The 16,219-nt window shown below is 60.8% G+C and carries 18 protein-coding genes; 6 read left to right on the top strand and 12 right to left on the bottom strand.

Annotated features, from left to right (window positions below; translation table 11 throughout):
- Positions 1–147: 147 nt before the first annotated feature.
- The 4 genes from ACIOJF_RS07105 (at position 148) to ACIOJF_RS07090 (ending at position 3,926) form a co-directional block, all read left to right on the top strand.
- Positions 148–1,755, top strand: coding sequence for a long-chain-fatty-acid--CoA ligase (locus ACIOJF_RS07105; RefSeq protein WP_402697046.1), 1,608 nt, complete (start codon positions 148–150; stop codon positions 1,753–1,755).
- A gap of 15 nt (positions 1,756–1,770) precedes the next feature.
- The gene (locus ACIOJF_RS07100) at positions 1,771–2,193 is read left to right on the top strand and encodes a PaaI family thioesterase (protein WP_402697044.1); all 423 of its coding nucleotides are present in this window, start codon (positions 1,771–1,773) and stop codon (positions 2,191–2,193) included.
- Between the two features lie 70 nt (positions 2,194–2,263).
- A complete protein-coding gene (locus ACIOJF_RS07095) occupies positions 2,264–2,854 on the top strand; it encodes a dihydrofolate reductase family protein (protein ID WP_402697042.1) in 591 nt (196 codons plus the stop codon).
- 7 nt (positions 2,855–2,861) lie between these two features.
- On the top strand, positions 2,862–3,926 hold the full coding sequence (locus tag ACIOJF_RS07090; RefSeq protein ID WP_402697040.1) for a PQQ-dependent sugar dehydrogenase: 1,065 nt from the start codon (positions 2,862–2,864) through the stop codon (positions 3,924–3,926).
- Here the strand turns inward: ACIOJF_RS07090 and ACIOJF_RS07085 are convergent.
- The gene (locus ACIOJF_RS07085; protein WP_402697039.1) at positions 3,923–5,440 is read right to left on the bottom strand and encodes an acetyl-CoA hydrolase/transferase family protein; all 1,518 of its coding nucleotides are present in this window, start codon (positions 5,438–5,440) and stop codon (positions 3,923–3,925) included. The two genes, ACIOJF_RS07090 and ACIOJF_RS07085, sit on opposite strands and share 4 nt — an antisense overlap.
- Before the next feature lie 204 nt (positions 5,441–5,644).
- A complete protein-coding gene (locus ACIOJF_RS07080; protein ID WP_402697037.1) occupies positions 5,645–5,950 on the bottom strand; it encodes a helix-turn-helix domain-containing protein in 306 nt (101 codons plus the stop codon).
- 349 nt (positions 5,951–6,299) lie between these two features.
- On the opposite strand from ACIOJF_RS07080, the gene ACIOJF_RS07075 reads away from it, so the two are divergent.
- Positions 6,300–6,665, top strand: a complete 366-nt coding sequence (locus tag ACIOJF_RS07075) for an SPW repeat protein (RefSeq protein ID WP_402697035.1) — start codon at positions 6,300–6,302, stop codon at positions 6,663–6,665.
- Positions 6,666–6,866: 201 nt separating this feature from the next.
- Here the strand turns inward: ACIOJF_RS07075 and rplI are convergent, their stop codons facing one another.
- The 8 genes from rplI to ACIOJF_RS07035 form a co-directional block, all read right to left on the bottom strand.
- A complete protein-coding gene (gene rplI, locus ACIOJF_RS07070; RefSeq protein WP_105656588.1) occupies positions 6,867–7,325 on the bottom strand; it encodes a 50S ribosomal protein L9 in 459 nt (152 codons plus the stop codon).
- Positions 7,326–7,342: 17 nt separating this feature from the next.
- Positions 7,343–7,582 carry a 30S ribosomal protein S18 gene (rpsR, locus tag ACIOJF_RS07065; protein WP_013350683.1) on the bottom strand — a complete coding sequence of 80 codons (240 nt, stop codon included), beginning with the start codon at positions 7,580–7,582 and terminating at the stop codon, positions 7,343–7,345.
- 61 nt (positions 7,583–7,643) lie between these two features.
- Complete coding sequence (locus tag ACIOJF_RS07060) at positions 7,644–8,213, bottom strand: single-stranded DNA-binding protein (protein WP_013350684.1); 570 nt, start codon at positions 8,211–8,213, stop codon at positions 7,644–7,646.
- A gap of 55 nt (positions 8,214–8,268) precedes the next feature.
- Complete coding sequence (rpsF, locus tag ACIOJF_RS07055) at positions 8,269–8,565, bottom strand: 30S ribosomal protein S6 (RefSeq protein ID WP_060703203.1); 297 nt, start codon at positions 8,563–8,565, stop codon at positions 8,269–8,271.
- A 170-nt stretch (positions 8,566–8,735) separates the two neighbouring features.
- The gene (locus ACIOJF_RS07050; protein WP_402741404.1) at positions 8,736–10,826 is read right to left on the bottom strand and encodes an acyltransferase family protein; all 2,091 of its coding nucleotides are present in this window, start codon (positions 10,824–10,826) and stop codon (positions 8,736–8,738) included.
- A 116-nt stretch (positions 10,827–10,942) separates the two neighbouring features.
- Positions 10,943–11,434 (bottom strand): helix-turn-helix domain-containing protein, encoded by a 492-nt coding sequence (locus tag ACIOJF_RS07045; protein WP_105656590.1) that lies wholly within the window; start codon positions 11,432–11,434, stop codon positions 10,943–10,945.
- Between the two features lie 140 nt (positions 11,435–11,574).
- Positions 11,575–12,126: an LURP-one-related/scramblase family protein gene (locus tag ACIOJF_RS07040; protein ID WP_166650745.1), complete on the bottom strand. Its 552-nt coding sequence runs from the start codon at positions 12,124–12,126 to the stop codon at positions 11,575–11,577.
- A 94-nt stretch (positions 12,127–12,220) separates the two neighbouring features.
- Positions 12,221–13,501, bottom strand: coding sequence for a M18 family aminopeptidase (locus ACIOJF_RS07035; protein WP_105656592.1), 1,281 nt, complete (start codon positions 13,499–13,501; stop codon positions 12,221–12,223).
- A 240-nt stretch (positions 13,502–13,741) separates the two neighbouring features.
- Here ACIOJF_RS07035 and ACIOJF_RS07030 point away from each other — a divergent pair, with 240 nt between their 5' ends.
- Positions 13,742–14,128: a lipopolysaccharide assembly LapA domain-containing protein gene (locus ACIOJF_RS07030; protein WP_133833776.1), complete on the top strand. Its 387-nt coding sequence runs from the start codon at positions 13,742–13,744 to the stop codon at positions 14,126–14,128.
- Positions 14,129–14,199: 71 nt separating this feature from the next.
- Here ACIOJF_RS07030 and ACIOJF_RS07025 read toward each other — a convergent pair whose 3' ends face one another.
- Together ACIOJF_RS07025 and ACIOJF_RS07020 are read right to left on the bottom strand one after the other, a co-directional pair.
- Positions 14,200–14,943 (bottom strand): response regulator transcription factor, encoded by a 744-nt coding sequence (locus ACIOJF_RS07025; RefSeq protein ID WP_105656594.1) that lies wholly within the window; start codon positions 14,941–14,943, stop codon positions 14,200–14,202.
- The gene (locus ACIOJF_RS07020; protein WP_105656595.1) at positions 14,901–16,196 is read right to left on the bottom strand and encodes a sensor histidine kinase; all 1,296 of its coding nucleotides are present in this window, start codon (positions 16,194–16,196) and stop codon (positions 14,901–14,903) included. The genes ACIOJF_RS07025 and ACIOJF_RS07020 overlap by 43 nt, the downstream gene beginning before the upstream one ends.
- Positions 16,197–16,219: the final 23 nt, after the last annotated feature.

The following is a 16,219-nucleotide window of genomic DNA, read 5'->3' as shown; positions in this document are numbered from 1 at the left end:
CGAATCCCCTACCGCCCACCGTAATGAAACTTGGTTTCCCGGCATGACGCTGAGGTTCATGCCACTATTGGTCATGGAGTGCATTGAGTCACACTCCTGCTTATTGTTCTCCGTAACCATCGATGACGATTGAGGAATAGCCACACCATGGTAGAGATTCAGGCCAACCATTCAGAATTGACCCCACTGCGTTTCTTGGAACGCACAGTCGAGGCCTATCCGAAGAAGACCGCCGTCATCCATGGAACTCGCATCTTCTCCTATGAAGAATTCGAAGCACGGGTGCACCGCTTTGCCCAGGCGCTGAAGGCTCGCATTGAGCCGGGCGACCGCGTGGCCGTGCTGGCACCGAATACTCCCGAAATGCTCATGGCGCATTACGCCGTACCGCTGTCAGGCGCAGTCCTCGTTGCCCTGAACACCCGACTCTCGGCCCACGAGCTGCAATACATCATTGATCATTCTGCTGCCAAGCTGATGCTTGCCGACACAGAGCTGTTGGAGAACACGAAGACCCTGCGCCGCGAGAACCCAACGCTGGAGGCGCTCATCGAGATCACCGATGACCAGTACGCCGGAGAACGTCCGGACGTGCCCGTGGACGCCACCTTGGACGAGCTAATCGCACAAGCCTCGGATGAAAGACTTCCCTACGCCATCGCCGATGAGCGGGCTCCGATCACTCTCAATTACACGTCGGGCACCACCGGCAAGCCGAAGGGCGTGCTCTACTCGCACCGCGGCAGCTACCTGAACTCGTTGGGCGAAGCGCACCACCAGGGCTTCACGGCCAAGACCCGCTACTTGTGGACCCTGCCGATGTTCCACTGCAACGGCTGGTGCACTCCATGGGCCGTCACCGCAGCGGGAGGAACCCACCTGTGCCTGCGCGGCGTGCGCGAAGATTCCGTTTGGGATGCCATCGAGAATCTTGGAACCACCCACTTGTGCGGCGCTCCGACCGTCTGCTCCATCATCGCCGACTCCACCCGCGCCCACCAGCTCGATGCGCCACTGCGCATCACCACCGCAGGAGCTCCCCCGTCCCCGGCAATCATCTCCAAGCTGCAGAAGCTGGGCATCGAGGTAGTCCATGTATATGGCCTCACCGAGGTATACGGACCGTACACGGTGTGCGAGTACCAGGATGAGTGGGATGCCCTCGATGGCCCGGACCGGGCCGCGAAGCTCGCCCGCCAAGGCGTTGGCATGATTACCGCCGAGTCCGCACGCATTGTTGACGAGAACATGAACGATGTCCCGGCGGATGGACAGACCATGGGCGAAATCGTGCTGCGCGGCAATAACGTCATGATCGGCTACTACCGCGATGAAGCGGCCACTACCCAAGCTTTCCATGGCGGCTGGTTCCACACCGGCGATCTGGGTGTCATGCACCCGGATGGCTACATCCAGGTGCGCGACCGGGCCAAGGACATCATCATTTCCGGCGGCGAGAACATCTCCACCATCGAGGTGGAGCAGGCGCTGGCCTCGCACCCTGAGGTGCTGGACCTGGCCGTCATCGGCATAGCGGACGAGAAATGGGGCGAGCGTCCGGTGGCATATGTCATCCGCGCCAGCGGATCCTCCCTGGACGCGCAAACGCTGATTGAATTCGCCCGCGAAAAGCTGGCCGGTTTCAAGGTGCCGCGCACCATCGTCTTCCCGCAGGATCTGCCGCGCACCTCCACTGGTAAGGTGCAGAAGAATGTCCTGCGCGCCCAGGCGCTAGAAGCCAGCACACCGAACTAGCCCGAGGATCACCAATTGGATAACCCAGCACCACGGATTCCCAACAAGTCCAGCCGTTTCAGCGAAAGCATCGGACTGGAATTCGATGAAATCACAGCCACTGAAGTACGCGGCCACGCGCAGTTGGACGAGAACCACCACACCCCCTGGGGCGTAGTCCATGGCGGCGTGTACACCTCGATCATCGAGAGCGCAGGATCGGTGGGCGCCAGCTACGCGGTGGCCGAACGCGGGCAATTCGCAGTCGGCGTGCACAACGCCACCGACTTCCTGCGCCCTTCCACCGGAGCACGGGTCCAGGTGATCGCCACCGCGCTACTCCAAGGGCGCACCCAGCAGCTCTGGGAGGTCATCATCACCGATGAATCCACCGGCAAGCAGCTATCCCGCGGCCAGTTGCGCACCCAGAATGTGGATTTGCCTGAGAATCCGGCCTAGCTGGTTTTCACACCGCGAGCACGGGCGTACGGTAGATGGCATCTAACGCTCAAGCTCCAGGAGATTCGCCATGAGTGCGACCTATACCTTCGATGTGTTCAGCAGCCTCGATGGCTTCGGCAGCGCCGCCGGCGATTGGGGCGGCTACTGGGGAAAACAGGGGCCAGAGCTGTTAGCTCACCGCCTCGCGCTCTACACTCCGGCTTGCCGCATGGTTTTCGGAGCCAACACCTTCCGTCTCTTCAGCCGCTTCTGGGCAGAAATCGAGGCGAATCCCGAGGTTGAAGACGCGTGGGGTGTGGCCCTGCACGACAAGCCCGCCACCGTCATCTCCACCACCCTGGAAGAGCCGCTGTCCTGGCCAAACCCCACGCTGGAGCGAGCTGATGCACTGGAAGTCGTCGCACAGCTCAAGGAAGCTTCAGATGTGCCGCTGCGCTCCCACGGCTGCTTGGCGATGAACCATTCCCTGCTGGCGGCAGGTCTTGTGGACTTCATCCAGGTGACCATCTTCCCGGTACTGACCGGGCATAGCGGTTCTGCCCCGGTACTTGGCGGGGTCGATGACTACGATCTGGAACTTGTCGAGTCCAAGCTGCTGGACGGACGGATCCAGGAACTGACTTATCGCCCGACGCGCCATCAACCAGCGCATGGATAGCAGCTCGATGAAGCGCATTCTGGGTACCTGCCTAGTGCTCGGCGCAGTGTTCCTCGCCGGATGCTCCGCGCCAACCCCGCCTTCAGCTCCAGCTACCGAATCGCAAACTGTTCCAACTCCCCTGGCCACCGGCTTGGACGCCCCATGGTCCATGGTTTACGCCCAAGACAGCCTGCTGGTCAGCGAACGTAATTCTGGGCGGATCGTGGAGATTCCAGGATCCGGACCAGGCCGCGAAGTGGCTCGGATCGACGATCTCGTAGCGACGGGAGAAGGCGGATTGCTGGGCCTGGCCTTCCTCGCACCGGACCGGCTCTATGCGTATTCCACCGCGGAATTCGGCAACCGCATCCAGCGGTTCACGTTGCAAGGCAGCGCCGGGAATCTTTCACTGTCGGCCCCGCGCACCTTGATTGACGGGTTGCCCTCGGCCAGCATCCACAACGGCGGGCGGTTGGCCATCGGTCAGGACGGGATGCTCTATGCCACCGTGGGCGATGCGGGCAATCCCCAGCAAGCCCAGGACCTGCAGCAGCTGGGCGGAAAGATCCTGCGCATGGCACCTGACGGCAGCGTCCCGGACGACAACCCGTTCGAGAATTCCCTCGTCTACAGCTACGGGCACCGCAATGTGCAGGGCTTGGCGTGGGGTGCTGATGGCACCATGTTCGCCAGCGAGTTCGGGCAGAACACCTTCGACGAGCTGAACATCATCGAAGCCGGGGGAAACTACGGCTGGCCCGAAGCCGAGGGAAAAAGCGGCGGAAATCCGTCGTACACCGATCCGATTGCGCAGTGGTCCCCGTCCGAGGCCAGCCCCAGCGGCATCGCGATCCTCGATGGCACCCTCTATCTGGCGAATCTGCGCGGAGAAGTGCTGCGCGCGGTGGAACTGGACGAGCCGGCCACCGAGCATGAACTGCTCGATGGCCGGCTCGGCCGGCTACGCGACGTGCTAGTGGATCCTTACGGCGCACTGATGGTGCTGACCAACAATACCGACGGGCGCGGCCAGCCAGGGGCGGGCGATGACCGCATCCTGCGCATCGCGCCCCGTCTGGCCGGCGACTAGCTGGCCGGGCGCATGTCTCCGGTCTCCTGGAAGCGCTGGTGCCAGGACAGGGCCTCGCCCAGCAGATGCGGGGTGTGCTTGCCGTAGCTTTCCTTGCACGCACGGTCGAAGTAGTCCTGCAGCATCGGGCGGTACTCCGGGTGGGCGCAGTTATCGATGACCAGCTGCGCACGCTGCTTTGGCGAGTGGCCGCGCAGGTCGGCCAGGCCCTGTTCGGTAATCAGGATCATGGTGTCGTGCTCGGTGTGGTCCACATGCGAAGCAAAAGGAACGATGCCCGAGATCTTGCCGCCCTTGGCGGTCGATGGGGACATGAATACCGACAGGTAGCCGTTGCGGGCGAAGTCGCCCGAGCCGCCGATGCCGTTCATCACGTGCGATCCCAGCACGTTGGTGGAATTCACGTTGCCGTAGATGTCGGCTTCGATCATGCCGTTCAGCGCAATGCAGCCCAGCCGGCGGATGATCTCCGGATGGTTCGAGATTTCCTGGGCGCGCAGCAGGATGCGCTCGCGGTAGTGGTCGACGTTGCGGTTGAATTCCTCGATGCCCTCCGAAGACAGCGAGAAGCTGGTGGCAGAGGCGAACTCGATGGTCCCGTCCTTGATCAGCTCCAGCATTCCGTCCTGGATGACCTCGGTATAGGCGGTCAGGCCCTTGTAGCCGCCACGGGCTAGGCCAGCGAGCACTGCGTTGGCGATATTGCCCACGCCCGACTGCAGCGGGAGCAGCTTCTCGGACAGGCGTCCGGCACGGATCTCGGAATCCAGGAAGGTCAGCAGGTGATCGGCGATCTTCTCGCTGGTCTCGTCCACCGGGGCGAAGGGGCTCAGGCGGTCTGGCGCGTCGGTTTCCACGACGGCGACGATCTTGTTGACGTCGACGTCCATGTACTGCTGGCCGATGCGGTCACGCACGGTTCTCAGGTCGATTGGCTTGCGGTGCGGAGGCAGTGCGGTGCCGTAGTAGACATCGTGCATGCCTTCCATGGCCGCGGATTGCTGGGCGTTGACCTCGATGATGATCTTGTCGGCCATCTCCAGCCAGGTCTTGTTGTTGCCCACCGAGCTGGAAGGGATCAAATCGCCCTCGGCGGTGACGCCGACAACCTCGACGATGGCCAGATCGATCTTGCCGTAGAAGCCGAACCAGGCGTGCTGGGCAACGTGGGACAGGTGGATGTCCATGTATTCCATGTTGCCGTCATTGATGCGGCGGCGCAGCTCAGGGTCGGACATGTATGGCAGGCGCAGGTTCATGCCCTCGGCCTTGGCCAGCACGCCATCAAGCTCAGGGGCGGTGGAAGCGCCGGTAAGCACGTTGATCTTGAAGTCCTTGCCTGCAGCGTGCTGGCGCTCCATCTGCGCAGCCAGTGCCCCGGGCACGGCCTTCGGGTATCCTGCACCGGTAAAGCCGCTCATGGCTACGGTCATGCCCGGCTTGATGAACTCTGCAGCCTGCTCGGCGCTCATCAAGCGATCAGCAAAGGCCCGGTGGTGAATACGTTCGTGCAAAATAACCCCTTCAGAACTTCCTTGTGACACAGGTCTATAACCCGCATCTCACCGGAATACTTTAGCTGGTCGGCGCAGTGAGTCAGACCTCACTGGGCGCGTCTGAGCGATGGGTGGCATATTTATCGACGAGGTGCGCGCTATTTGCGTTGACCGGTCGGAAAGGAATGGCGGCTTGGCAGTGATTGCCGGGGGCTTGAATCGCTAGCCAAGTTCGGCGTGCATGTCCTCGCGGATCGCCTTTACTTGCAGGCGGGCACCCATGGCTTCGGCGTAGCGGCGCAAAGTGGCCAGCTGGACGCGGTCCAGGTCGCCGGTCTCCATGCGGGCAATGCGGTCTACGCTCAGCTTCAGCACGGTGGCAAGTTCTACCTGGCTCAGCTCCGCTTCTTCGCGCAGCGCACGCAACGACAGGCGCCGGGAGTCGCTTTGGACACGGCGCTGATGCTCTGCCACAGCTTCGCGTTGCGCCTCGGTCAATACTTCAGGATCCGCATACGCAAAACCCATTTGTTCCACCGTTTCTCTCGATCGTGCTGGCTTTGGACGTACTCATCTTCGACGCTACGATCCTGCGAAGCCAACGCCAACGATTAAGACGCGCCTTGCGCGAGACGATCTGGTGAATTATGCGCAAACCCGCGGTGGCTCCACAGTACGAGCGACCCGAAGCGCCATAGGCGGTACGAATCCTGGAACAGGAAGGCATCGGCCAGCGGCCGGCGGGAAATGGCGCCATGGGGGCCAAGGATTTACCAAAATGCTCCCAAAAGTGGATTGCGCATCGGCAATCGCGAGCCTACCTTTAAATCGACTCCCGCTTAGGAGCCCTCTGCGATGAATGTTGGAGGTATTTGCAATGAAGAAATGGACTCGGTGGCAAGACTGGGTCGGCGTCGCGGCAGGTATTGCGGCCGCAGTTTCAACCACGTGGCTCGATGGAACCAGCACTTCGATGATGCTGATGGTGGCCTTCGGCCTGCTCATGGTGATCACCGGCGTCTGGAGCGTCATGATGCCACGCCTGGTTTCAATGGAATGGGCACTGACCATCGCCAGCGCCTTGCTATTCGCCTCGCCATGGATGGGATCGTATACGGATTCCGCTGGTATCGCCTGGATGTCGTGGATCTGCGGTGGCGTCGGCGTCGTTGCCGGCCTGCTCGCGCTTGCCCCTGCCATTCAGATGCGCCATGAAACTGGCGGATCCCGGATGGCGCACTGAGAAACTGTAATCCCGATCGGTGGCTGCGATGCCAATGCATCGTGGCCATCAGCCGTTAATCCCGGCGTCCAGCGGACGCACCTCAAGCAACGGCTGAACCCAAGGCGCTAGCAGACTGGACGGCGGGTTAACGCCAAGAGGTGGCGTGCTCTCCTTGCGGAGTGCACGCCACCTCTTGGACAGAAGCTGAGTCTAGAAGACTTACTTCTTGGCAGCAGCTACAACCTGCAGGCGCAGGTTTGCAAGAACGTCAGCGTGAACGCGAACGGTTGCGGTGTAGTTGCCAGTCGACTTGATCTGGTCGTTGACCTCGATGTTGCGCTTGTCGATCTTACCCAGACCGGCAGCCTCTACGGCAGCAGCAATTTCGGTGGTCTTAACGGTGCCGAACAGGCGACCGTTCGAGCCAGCCTTCATGGTGATCTTCACCGGCTGGGACTTCAGCTTAGCTGCAAGTGCCTGAGCATCCTCAAGGTTTGCAACGGCGCGAGCAGCACGTGCAGCCTTGATCGACTCCACCTGCTTCTCACCGCCCTGGGTCCAGACGATTGCGAAGCCGCGTGGCAGCAGGTAGTTACGGGCGTAGCCGTTCTTTACCTCGACAATATCGCCAGCAGCACCGAGACCGGATACTTCGTGAGTCAGAATGATCTTTGCCATTTTGCTATCCCTCTTCCTTAGCCGCGGCCAGCGCCGGAGTAAGGCAACAGGGCTACTTCACGTGCGTTCTTGATTGCCTGTGCGATCTTGCGCTGTTCCTGAACGGAAACGCCAGTTACACGACGAGCGCGGATCTTACCGCGGTCGGAGATGAACTTGCGCAGCAGTGCGGTGTCCTTGTAGTCGATGACAGTGATGTCAGCGGCCTTCAATGGGTTGGACTTTGGTTTGGGCTTACGGATTTCAGCCTTAGCCATCGTGGAGCTCCTTAGCTTTGGAGCCCGCAGAGTGATCTGCGGGATGGTGAATAAATATTGTTTAGAAAGGCGGTTCGTCTGCGCCCGGGTTGCCCCAGCCGCCACCGTTGTTTCCGCCGGTGCTCCATGGGTCTGCGGCTGGAGCATTCCATCCGCCACCCTGCTGAGGCTGCTGCTGACGCGGCGCCTGAGCTGGTGCACTTTGCTGCGGTGCGTTGGAGAAACCTCCACCACCGTTGCCGAAGCCACCGTTGCCACCGCCGGAGCGCTGGGTACGGGTGACCTTGGCGGACGCGAAACGGAGCGATGGGCCGATTTCATCGACTTCAAGCTCCATGACGGTGCGACGTTCGCCTTCCTTGGTGTCGTAAGAACGTGAACGCAACCGGCCCTGGGCGATGACACGCATGCCCTTGGTCAGCGTTTCAGCAACGTTCTCTGCAGCTTCGCGCCACACCGATGCGCGCAAGAACAGGGCTTCCCCGTCCTTCCACTCATTGGACTGGCGGTCAAAGGTGCGAGGAGTCGAAGCGATCGTAAAGTTCGCTACGGCTGAACCGGACGGCGTAAAACGCAGCTCCGGATCGGCAGTCAGGTTTCCGATAACGGTAATAACAGTCTCGCCTGCCATTGACTCTCCTTAAAAAGATTGAACGTTAATTCCTACGACGGAAGGTTGCGCGTAATTAAACGCGTGCCTCTTCCGGACGGGTGACCTTGTGGCGCAGGATCAGTTCGTTGATCTTGAGCTGGCGCTCAAGCTCAGCGGAAGCTGCTGGCTCTGCGGTGTAGTTCACCACTACGTAAGTGGCTTCTGCCTTCTTCTTGATCTCGTAGGACATCTTGCGACGACCCCAGACATCAACCTTTTCGATAGTGCCACCGTTGGAGCGGACAACCTCGAGGTACTTCTCGATGGTTGGCTCTACGGTGCGGTCATCGACCTCTGGATCAATGAGGACCATAAGTTCATAAGCACGCATGTGAACCCACCTCCTTTGGGCTAAACGGTCGCGGTATTTCCGCAACAGGAGGTTCTTGCGTTATCTGTGCACCAGACGCCCAACTTTCGGGCATGCAGTGGCACAGACCTTCCAATCCTACCCGAGAGACCCGAACTTGCATAAGCCTTGGTGTCCTAAATCATGCTGGGCTACTCGGAATCCAAGGCAACCTCGATCCTTTCGCCAAAGATCGGGGCCAAGGTGCGCATGTAGGTATCGCTGATGTGGTGCTTGTCCCGGTAGACCAAGACATTCCCCACCACTGCCGGGCAGGTTCCATCCATGCAGAAGTAATCGCTGAAGTCGAGCACTTCGACGCGCGGCTCCAGTTCGGCGGCCTGCTTGGTGGCATCGCCCACTTCATAGGCTCCCTTTTCCGGGAAGGCGCACTTATCCGGGTTCTGCACGTTTTCTTCCACGCAGTCGCGCGCATAGGAATCCTGCGGCGGCCGCGGGGTGTCCACAATGGCGTAGACCGGCAGGCCCGCGTCTTCAAGGGTGGACCACGTCGAAGCCAGCCCCTGTGCCGCGTCAGTGGTAAAGGTGGCTCCTCCCCAACTCGAGGTGATCACCGCGTTGATGTCATCGCGCGCAGCCAGAGCTTCCATGGTCTGGTCGATGGCTTCTTCGCAGTTGATGCTGCCATCCCGATCCGCCTTGCGCTGGGCCTCGGAGAACGGGCAGGAATTCTTCAGATAGGTCACCACTTTCCAGCCCTTGCTTTGGGCGTATCGGCTGACGGCCTCGAACCAGTGGGCTGCATGGGAATCACCCACCAGGGCCACGGTGTAGCTGGCGTCCTCGCTGCCGAATTCGCATTCCTTGATCTGCGTGGATTTCGGTTCCTGGACGCAATCTCCCAGTTCGGGCTGGTCCTCGGCGGCCGTCGCAGGAAGCGGGACGACCTGGCGATGGCCGGAAAGGTACGCAGGTGCGCCCTGGCCCACGGAGGCCGCGCCAAAACCAGCTGGCGGGTTTTGCATCATCGCGCCCAGCTCACGCTGCTCCTGGCCCACAAGATGCTGCTGCATGGCACCTGGCAATAGCGCGATGGACGCGGCCAGCCCGACCATCGCCGCCCCTGCAATCAAGGAGCGGGCAGGAGAACCGGCTATGGGGCGGAAGTGGCGCATGGGAGTTTCGACCCACTTCAAGCTGGCCCAAGCCAAGAGCAGGGACCCGGCCAGCAAGGCCAGCGACTGCAATGGGTCCGGGTTGCCCCCGGCCAGTTCGATGAAGAATACGATCAGCGGCCAGTGCCACAGATATAGCGAATACGAGGCGAGGCCGACCCATTGAACGGGAGCCCAGTTCACCAGCGGGTGCAGGGAACCAGGTCCTCGCGTACTGCCTGCGGCAATCACCACGGCGCAGCCAAGAACCGGGAGGGCCGCCGCAATCCCCGGGAAGACTGTTGTGGCGTTGTAGCTGAATGCCGCGAAGCAGATCGCCGCCAAAGCCACGAGTACGGCAAGATTTCTGAACTGCCAGCTGGTTGCCCACGGTGGAAGCTTCAAGGCGCCGTTGGCGTGCGCCTGGACTGCCAAGGCCAGCAGTCCGCCGACGGCCAGTTCCCAAATGCGGGTGGTGGTGATGAAGTATCCGGCGCTATTGCCTGAGTAACCGGCATAGGCCGAGTATCCCAGCGACAAAAGTGCGGTGGCTGAGAAAATGATCCAGAGCATGCGGCGCCGCGGGGCAAATCCATCGCCACTGCTAGCGTCCGCATTCGGTTTGGCCAACAGGCACACGGCCAAAACCAGCAACGGCCAGAAAAGGTAGAACTGCTCCTCCACGCCCAGGGACCAGAAGTGCTGCAACGGCCCGGGTGCTTGATCCGAAGCGAGGTAGTCGACGGAGTCGGCGGCGAGAACCCAGTTCTGCACCGAGAAGGCAGAGGCGATGGCCTGGGTGCCCAAGGCACCCCACTGGGTTTTGGGAAAGATCAGCAGGCTTGCCACGACAACTACCAGGATCACCAGCATGGCAGCCGGGAGGATTCTTCGCGCTCGGCCGGCAAAGAAGGCTGCGAGGCTGACCCGGCCGGTGCGTTCGGCTTCACGCAGCAGGTGCGAGGTAATCAGGAAGCCCGAGATGACGAAGAAGATGTCAACCCCGATATAACCGCCTGGAACTGCGGATGGCTCAAGATGATAGGCGACGACCAGCAGAACCGCCAAGGCGCGGAGCGCTTGGATCTCCGGGCGGAAATTCTTGACCTGCAGGGAATTCGAACTCATAGTCATTGATCAGACCAGCAGGGGGTAAACAGCAGGTTATCAATGGGCAACAGTCGGTCTAACGACCCGTGGGAACCTCATGGGCGGTGCCTGGGTTTGCGCTTCGCAGCATGGACCTAGCCCAGCAGTTTCCGATTTGCCGTGGACAGCGGGTATTTGGCGTCGAGTTTGGCATCCAGGCTCAGACGGAAAGCAGCCTCAAGCAGCAGCTGCCCGACGCCCCAGTACACCGGGATCAGCAACCAGATGTACCACCCAAAGTTGCCGGTGGTAGCCAAGATGACCGTGCCGAAAGTGACCAGGATGCCCAGCCCGCGGAACACGGCCAGGATCCCCTTGGTTGCCGAATCCCGACGATCTTGATCTGCTTGGGCCCGCGCTTCAAGCCCATCCACGGCCTCGGAGAACTTCGGAGTCTGGACGCTTTTGAACAGGTCTCCAACCGGCACCTCCAAGGCCTTGGCGACCAGTGAGATAGTCTCCAAGCTCGCATCATTTCCGGCTTCGAGCCGTTGGACCGTTCTGACAGTGATGCCGCTTTCGGCGGCTAGACGTTCTTGCGTCCAGCCCTTGGCACGGCGAAGCTCTGCAATCCGTGATTCATTCATGCCACTTACGCTAGCCAATGGCGCCCCGAAAGCACCACGACATCGACGTGACAGTTACCCGACTGCAACACGACAGCGGCCAAGAACCAAGGCTGGCCTGCGACGAAGAAGTATTCCTGGCGGCGACTACCTCAGCTCCGTTAAGAATTGCGCTGTTGCTTTTCACGGATCAAATCCAGTGCCAGCACCGAGCCGATCACTGCCTGGCGTTGCTGTGCGTTGAGGTTTTCCGCCAAGCGCAGGGCATAGGTCGACTTGCCGAGCAATGCGTTGCCCATCCCGGACCATTCTCGGGTCACGGTTCCCAGAACCCCGCCGGGACCGGTGATCTGGAAGTCGAAGTCCCAGATGCTGCCCAGTAATTCGAGCTCTTCGCCCAGCATCGAGATGGAGACCCTTGTTTTGAAGAAGGTGATCCTCTTGACCAGGCTGGCCAGCGGGGCAGCGTTGCCATCAAGGATTTCAAAACGATCGCGGCCCATGGTCATCGTGTCCTTGACGATGACAACCGGATTGCCTGGTCCATCGAAGACCGTGAGTTCGCGAGCCCCAACGAACATGCGGCCCAGCGCGCTTCCGCCGGTATCCACGTGGGCAATCTGCATCCCGGAAGAATCAAGAATCGCGAAGTCGTTCTTCGAGATGTTCTTCGTCTGCTGGAAGATCAACGTGTTCTGGTTGAGGATCGTCATGGTGCCGATTATGCCATCGATTAGGCACATCGGGCGAAGATCCCCCGGGGAGGCGAAAAGCCAGCCCGCAGGCCGGCTTTTCAGGTTGGACTTGCTAGGCTCCGAAGAACTCGCGAGAGACCTTGGACAGATACCAAGGGTCGTCAACGCCGCACATCTCGCGGGCCGAGTGCATGGACAGCAGCGCGACTCCCACATCCAGGGTGCGAATGCCCAGTCGGGTCGCGGTCAATGGTCCAATGGTGGATCCGCACGGTACGCGGTTATTGGACACGAACTCCTGGTAGGGAACTCCCGCCGACTCGCACCAGTTGGCGAATGCGGCAGCACCCACCGCATCGGTGGCATAACGCTGGTTCGCATTGATCTTCAGCAGCGGGCCGGCATTCAGCTGCGGACGGTTGGCTGGGTCGTGGCGCTCTGGGTAGTTCGGGTGAACCGCGTGGCCAGCATCGGCAGACAGGCATACAGAATTCGACAGGGCGCGAGCGGTGTCTTCAACTGAAGCATCCATGGATGCCTGGATGCGGTTGATCAGCTCTTCCAGGAATGGGCCGCAAGCGCCCGAGCGCGAGGAGGAACCCAGTTCTTCGTGGTCGAAGGCAGCAAGCATGGCAATGCGGTTGCCTGCTGGCTTGCGGGAATGGCCCGTCAGCGCAATCAGGCCTGCGTGCACCGAGGTGAGGTTATCCAGCCGGGCGCTGGCGAAGAAGTTCTTGCCCTCGCCAAAGACCTCGCCGCGCTGCGCGGGCGCGGTCAGGATGTCGTAGCCGGCTACCTGGGCCGGGTCGACACCTGCAGACTTCGCCAGGATCGCCAGGATGTCGGCATCCGCCAGATCGCCGGCGCCAAAGATTGGATTGGTGTGGGTCTGCTTGTCCAGGGTCAGGCCCTCATTGACCTGGCGGTCCAGATGGATCGCTAGTTGCGGGATGCGCAGGATTGGTTCGGTCTTCGCCAGGTGCTCGGAACCGTCCTTGAGTACCAATCGGCCGGCGAGCACCAGTTCGCGGTCCAGCCAGGAGTTCAGCAGCGGTCCGCCGTAGACTTCGACCCCTGCCTGCCACCAGCCGTTGGAACCGGTGGTTGGCTTCGGCTTGAGCTTGAAGCCCGGCGAGTCGGTGTGGGCGCCGAGGATATGGAATCCGCTGGTCGCAGTGGCAGCTTCTGGCTGCACCCAAGCGATGATCGCACCGTCGCGGACCACGTAGTAGGAACCCGGGACCAGGTTCCAAGCCTGCTTTTCGTCCAGACCGGTGAATCCAACAGCGTCCAAGCGCTGCGCGGCCGAGGCCGCGGCGTGGTAGCTCGATGGCGAGGTTGCGACGTATTCGGCCAGATCTGCAATGTGGGCCATTGCTGCGGCTTGTGCCATGGCTGGTTACTCACTTCTTTCTGTCAAGAGATGTTTGTCAGACGGTTCTTCAGGTTTTGGTTCCCGCCTGAAAAGTCGAGTTGCCTCCCAGCTTAGTAGCCTGAACCACATTTGCTGATGTCCTGCTGAGCCTGCCTCCGCCCTGGCAACCTGGCAGACACCCCTATCCGGGTCTTGACTTGGCACCTCGCTCTCGACGAAGCTGAAAGCAGTCCCGGAGACAAGGAAAGCGAGTTCATCATGGCTACGGCTGATCGAACACCAGAGCAAGAGAACATTCCAGCAGAATCACGCGAGGTCGAAGTGGAGACCACCGTACCGATGGATTCCAAGGTCCAACGGGCCAAACCTGCCGGTGCAGATAAGCTCCCAGCGACCAAGTTGGGTCGTATCTGGACCGCTACGATCTTCGGCTTGCTCGTGCTGATCCTGCTGATCATCTTCATTGCCCAGAACCAGGAGCAGGTGACCCTGAACTACTTCGCGTATCAGGGACAGGTCAACCTCGGGCTGGCATTGTTCTTTGCCGCTATTGGTGGCGCCCTAGTGGTCGCGATCGCCGGGGTGGCCCGCGTGATACAGCTGCGCTCTACGGCGAAGAAGCAGCGCAAGGCCAATAAGCGCTAGAAAGCTCCATGGCCGCCGGGCGGAACCCCATGGGGTTTCACCCGGCGGCCATTTTGCTGCCTCAGCGATGCCTAGTAGTCCAGGCCTTGGGATGGAATGACCAGCCCGGTCTCGTAGGCGTACACCACCGCTTGAACACGGTCGCGCAGATGCAATTTGGTCAGGATGCGCCGCACGTGGGTTTTCACCGTTGCTTCGGAAAGGAAGAAACGGTGTGCAATCTCGGCGTTGGATAGTCCCTCGGAAAGCGCACGCAGCACTTCCTGCTCACGCGGGGTGAGATCATCGAGCAGCGGGTCATGCGGAGTTTCGGCCGGCTGGTTCCGGTTCCCGGCGCCAGCGTTGCGCACATAGGTTTCCAGCAGGCGGGCAGTCACCCGGGGTGCCACCACAGCGTCGCCGGAAGCTACCAGGCGCACCGCTTGGACCAGTTCTTCCGGGGCCACGTCCTTGAGCAGGAACGCACTGGCTCCTGCCTGCAGCCCTGAGAAGGCGTACTCGTCCAGGTCAAAGGTCGTCAGGATAATGATCTTGGTTTCCGGATGGTCCTTGGCGATGCGTTCGGTCGCTTCCAAGCCGTCCATCTTGGGCATGCGCACATCCATCAGGACCACATCGGGTTTCAGTGCGGCCGTCTGGGCAAGGGCATCGAGTCCATCGACAGCTTCGCCGGCGATGACGATGTCGTCTTCACCTTCGAGGATGAGGCGGAATCCCATGCGTAAGAGGGGCTGGTCATCGACCAGCAGTACCTTGATTTTGTCTTCCACGCTTATTCCTTCACTGCCTTCTGGTTTTCGTTCTGCAAGCTGCATTCGGGTAGCTTGAGGACCGCTTTCACAATCCATCCGCCACTGGCTACCGGTCCGGCATCAACCGTTCCGCCAAAGAGCGCGGCTCGTTCGCGCATGCCGCGCAGACCGCGTCCGCTGCCGATACTCGGAACTCTCGTTGCATCTCCGTTGTCCATGATTTCCATGCGCAGTTCTTCGCGGCGCCGTTCCAGGCGAACCTGCACATCACTTACGTTACGGGCATAGCGCAAGGAATTAGTCAGGGACTCTTGAATGATACGGAAGACGGTCAGCTGGAAGGTGGTGTCCTCCGGCAGCGGATCGCCCGTATGGGTAAATGAGACCGGCAGACCTGCGGTACGGAATCCTTCGAGCAATTGCTCCACGTTCCCGCCGGTAGGCTGCGGGGCCAGCTCTCCGGATTCTTCTTGGCGAAGCACGCCCAGCATGCGGCGCATATCCGCCAGGGCGGCGCGACCGGTTCCAGAGAGCTCATTGAGCACTTCGTCGGCACGGACCTGATCGCGCTTGGCCACCACTCGTGCCCCCTCTGACAAGGCAATCATCACCGAAAGCGAATGGGCGACAACGTCGTGCATTTCGCGGGCGATGCGGTTGCGCTCTTGCACCTGGGCCAGTCCGGAGACCTGCGAGGCCCAGTGGTTCAGTTCAGCTTCGTGGATGCGCGCGTTGCGCACATTCATGCCCACCGCGGCTGCGGCAATGTAGAAACCGATGACGAAGCTGCCCGAGACGGCGATGATGACGCGCGTGAAGATGGTTTCGTCGATTCCATCTTGCGGGTCGAATTCCATTCCGGCCATGTCGGGGAAGCCCATCAGCACCATCAGGACCGTCTGGAAGCTGCCGGCCAGGATGGCCAGCGGGATGGTGCGTTTGGCCGAATAGCTGGTGGCGACCGTGTACAGGGCGATAATCATGCCTACCCCGCCCAGTCCACCTTGCGGACCAGCAATCACCAGGGCCAGGCATTCGAAAATGAACACCAGGATGATCACCGTCATCGGTGCCCGGCGCCGGTACAACAAGGCAGCGCTGACGGCGAGGGTGACGACCAGCAGGCCGGTGGCGTTGGCTTCTGGCATCGCTGCCATGACCAGGACACCGGGCAGTGTGAGCAGCAGATAGATGACTACCGCACCGATGACCACCAAACGCGGGTGGGTACGCAAATAACGGCGTATCCGGCCCATGCGCTTGGCGGCCAGTTCATCGAAGGAAACCACAGTTTCCTGCAGCGTCGGTTGGCTCATGTTTCCAGTCTAGTTTTCTTGAT

Source organism: Glutamicibacter sp. NPDC087831 (assembly GCF_044742845.1).
In the GTDB taxonomy this organism is placed as follows: domain Bacteria; phylum Actinomycetota; class Actinomycetes; order Actinomycetales; family Micrococcaceae; genus Glutamicibacter.
Note: the sequence above shows the minus strand (reverse complement) of the source record. Positions and strands in the feature narration are given on the sequence as shown.

Bases quoted from the DNA above. Each gene is read 5' to 3' on its own strand.
- ACIOJF_RS07080 (WP_402697037.1), bottom strand. From the start codon at position 5,950: ATGGGTTTTGCGTATGCGGATCCTGAAGTATTGACCGAGGCGCAACGC.
- ACIOJF_RS07105 (WP_402697046.1), top strand. From the start codon at position 148: ATGGTAGAGATTCAGGCCAACCATTCAGAATTGACCCCACTGCGTTTC.
- ACIOJF_RS07090 (WP_402697040.1), top strand. From the start codon at position 2,862: ATGAAGCGCATTCTGGGTACCTGCCTAGTGCTCGGCGCAGTGTTCCTC.
- ACIOJF_RS07030 (WP_133833776.1), top strand. From the start codon at position 13,742: ATGGCTACGGCTGATCGAACACCAGAGCAAGAGAACATTCCAGCAGAA.
- ACIOJF_RS07045 (WP_105656590.1), bottom strand. From the start codon at position 11,434: ATGAATGAATCACGGATTGCAGAGCTTCGCCGTGCCAAGGGCTGGACG.
- rpsF (WP_060703203.1), bottom strand. From the start codon at position 8,565: ATGCGTGCTTATGAACTTATGGTCCTCATTGATCCAGAGGTCGATGAC.
- ACIOJF_RS07025 (WP_105656594.1), bottom strand. From the start codon at position 14,943: ATGCAGCTTGCAGAACGAAAACCAGAAGGCAGTGAAGGAATAAGCGTG.
- ACIOJF_RS07050 (WP_402741404.1), bottom strand. From the start codon at position 10,826: ATGAGTTCGAATTCCCTGCAGGTCAAGAATTTCCGCCCGGAGATCCAA.
- ACIOJF_RS07040 (WP_166650745.1), bottom strand. From the start codon at position 12,126: ATGACGATCCTCAACCAGAACACGTTGATCTTCCAGCAGACGAAGAAC.
- ACIOJF_RS07020 (WP_105656595.1), bottom strand. From the start codon at position 16,196: ATGAGCCAACCGACGCTGCAGGAAACTGTGGTTTCCTTCGATGAACTG.
- ACIOJF_RS07060 (WP_013350684.1), bottom strand. From the start codon at position 8,213: ATGGCAGGCGAGACTGTTATTACCGTTATCGGAAACCTGACTGCCGAT.
- ACIOJF_RS07075 (WP_402697035.1), top strand. From the start codon at position 6,300: ATGAAGAAATGGACTCGGTGGCAAGACTGGGTCGGCGTCGCGGCAGGT.
- rplI (WP_105656588.1), bottom strand. From the start codon at position 7,325: ATGGCAAAGATCATTCTGACTCACGAAGTATCCGGTCTCGGTGCTGCT.
- rpsR (WP_013350683.1), bottom strand. From the start codon at position 7,582: ATGGCTAAGGCTGAAATCCGTAAGCCCAAACCAAAGTCCAACCCATTG.
- ACIOJF_RS07035 (WP_105656592.1), bottom strand. From the start codon at position 13,501: ATGGCACAAGCCGCAGCAATGGCCCACATTGCAGATCTGGCCGAATAC.
- ACIOJF_RS07095 (WP_402697042.1), top strand. From the start codon at position 2,264: ATGAGTGCGACCTATACCTTCGATGTGTTCAGCAGCCTCGATGGCTTC.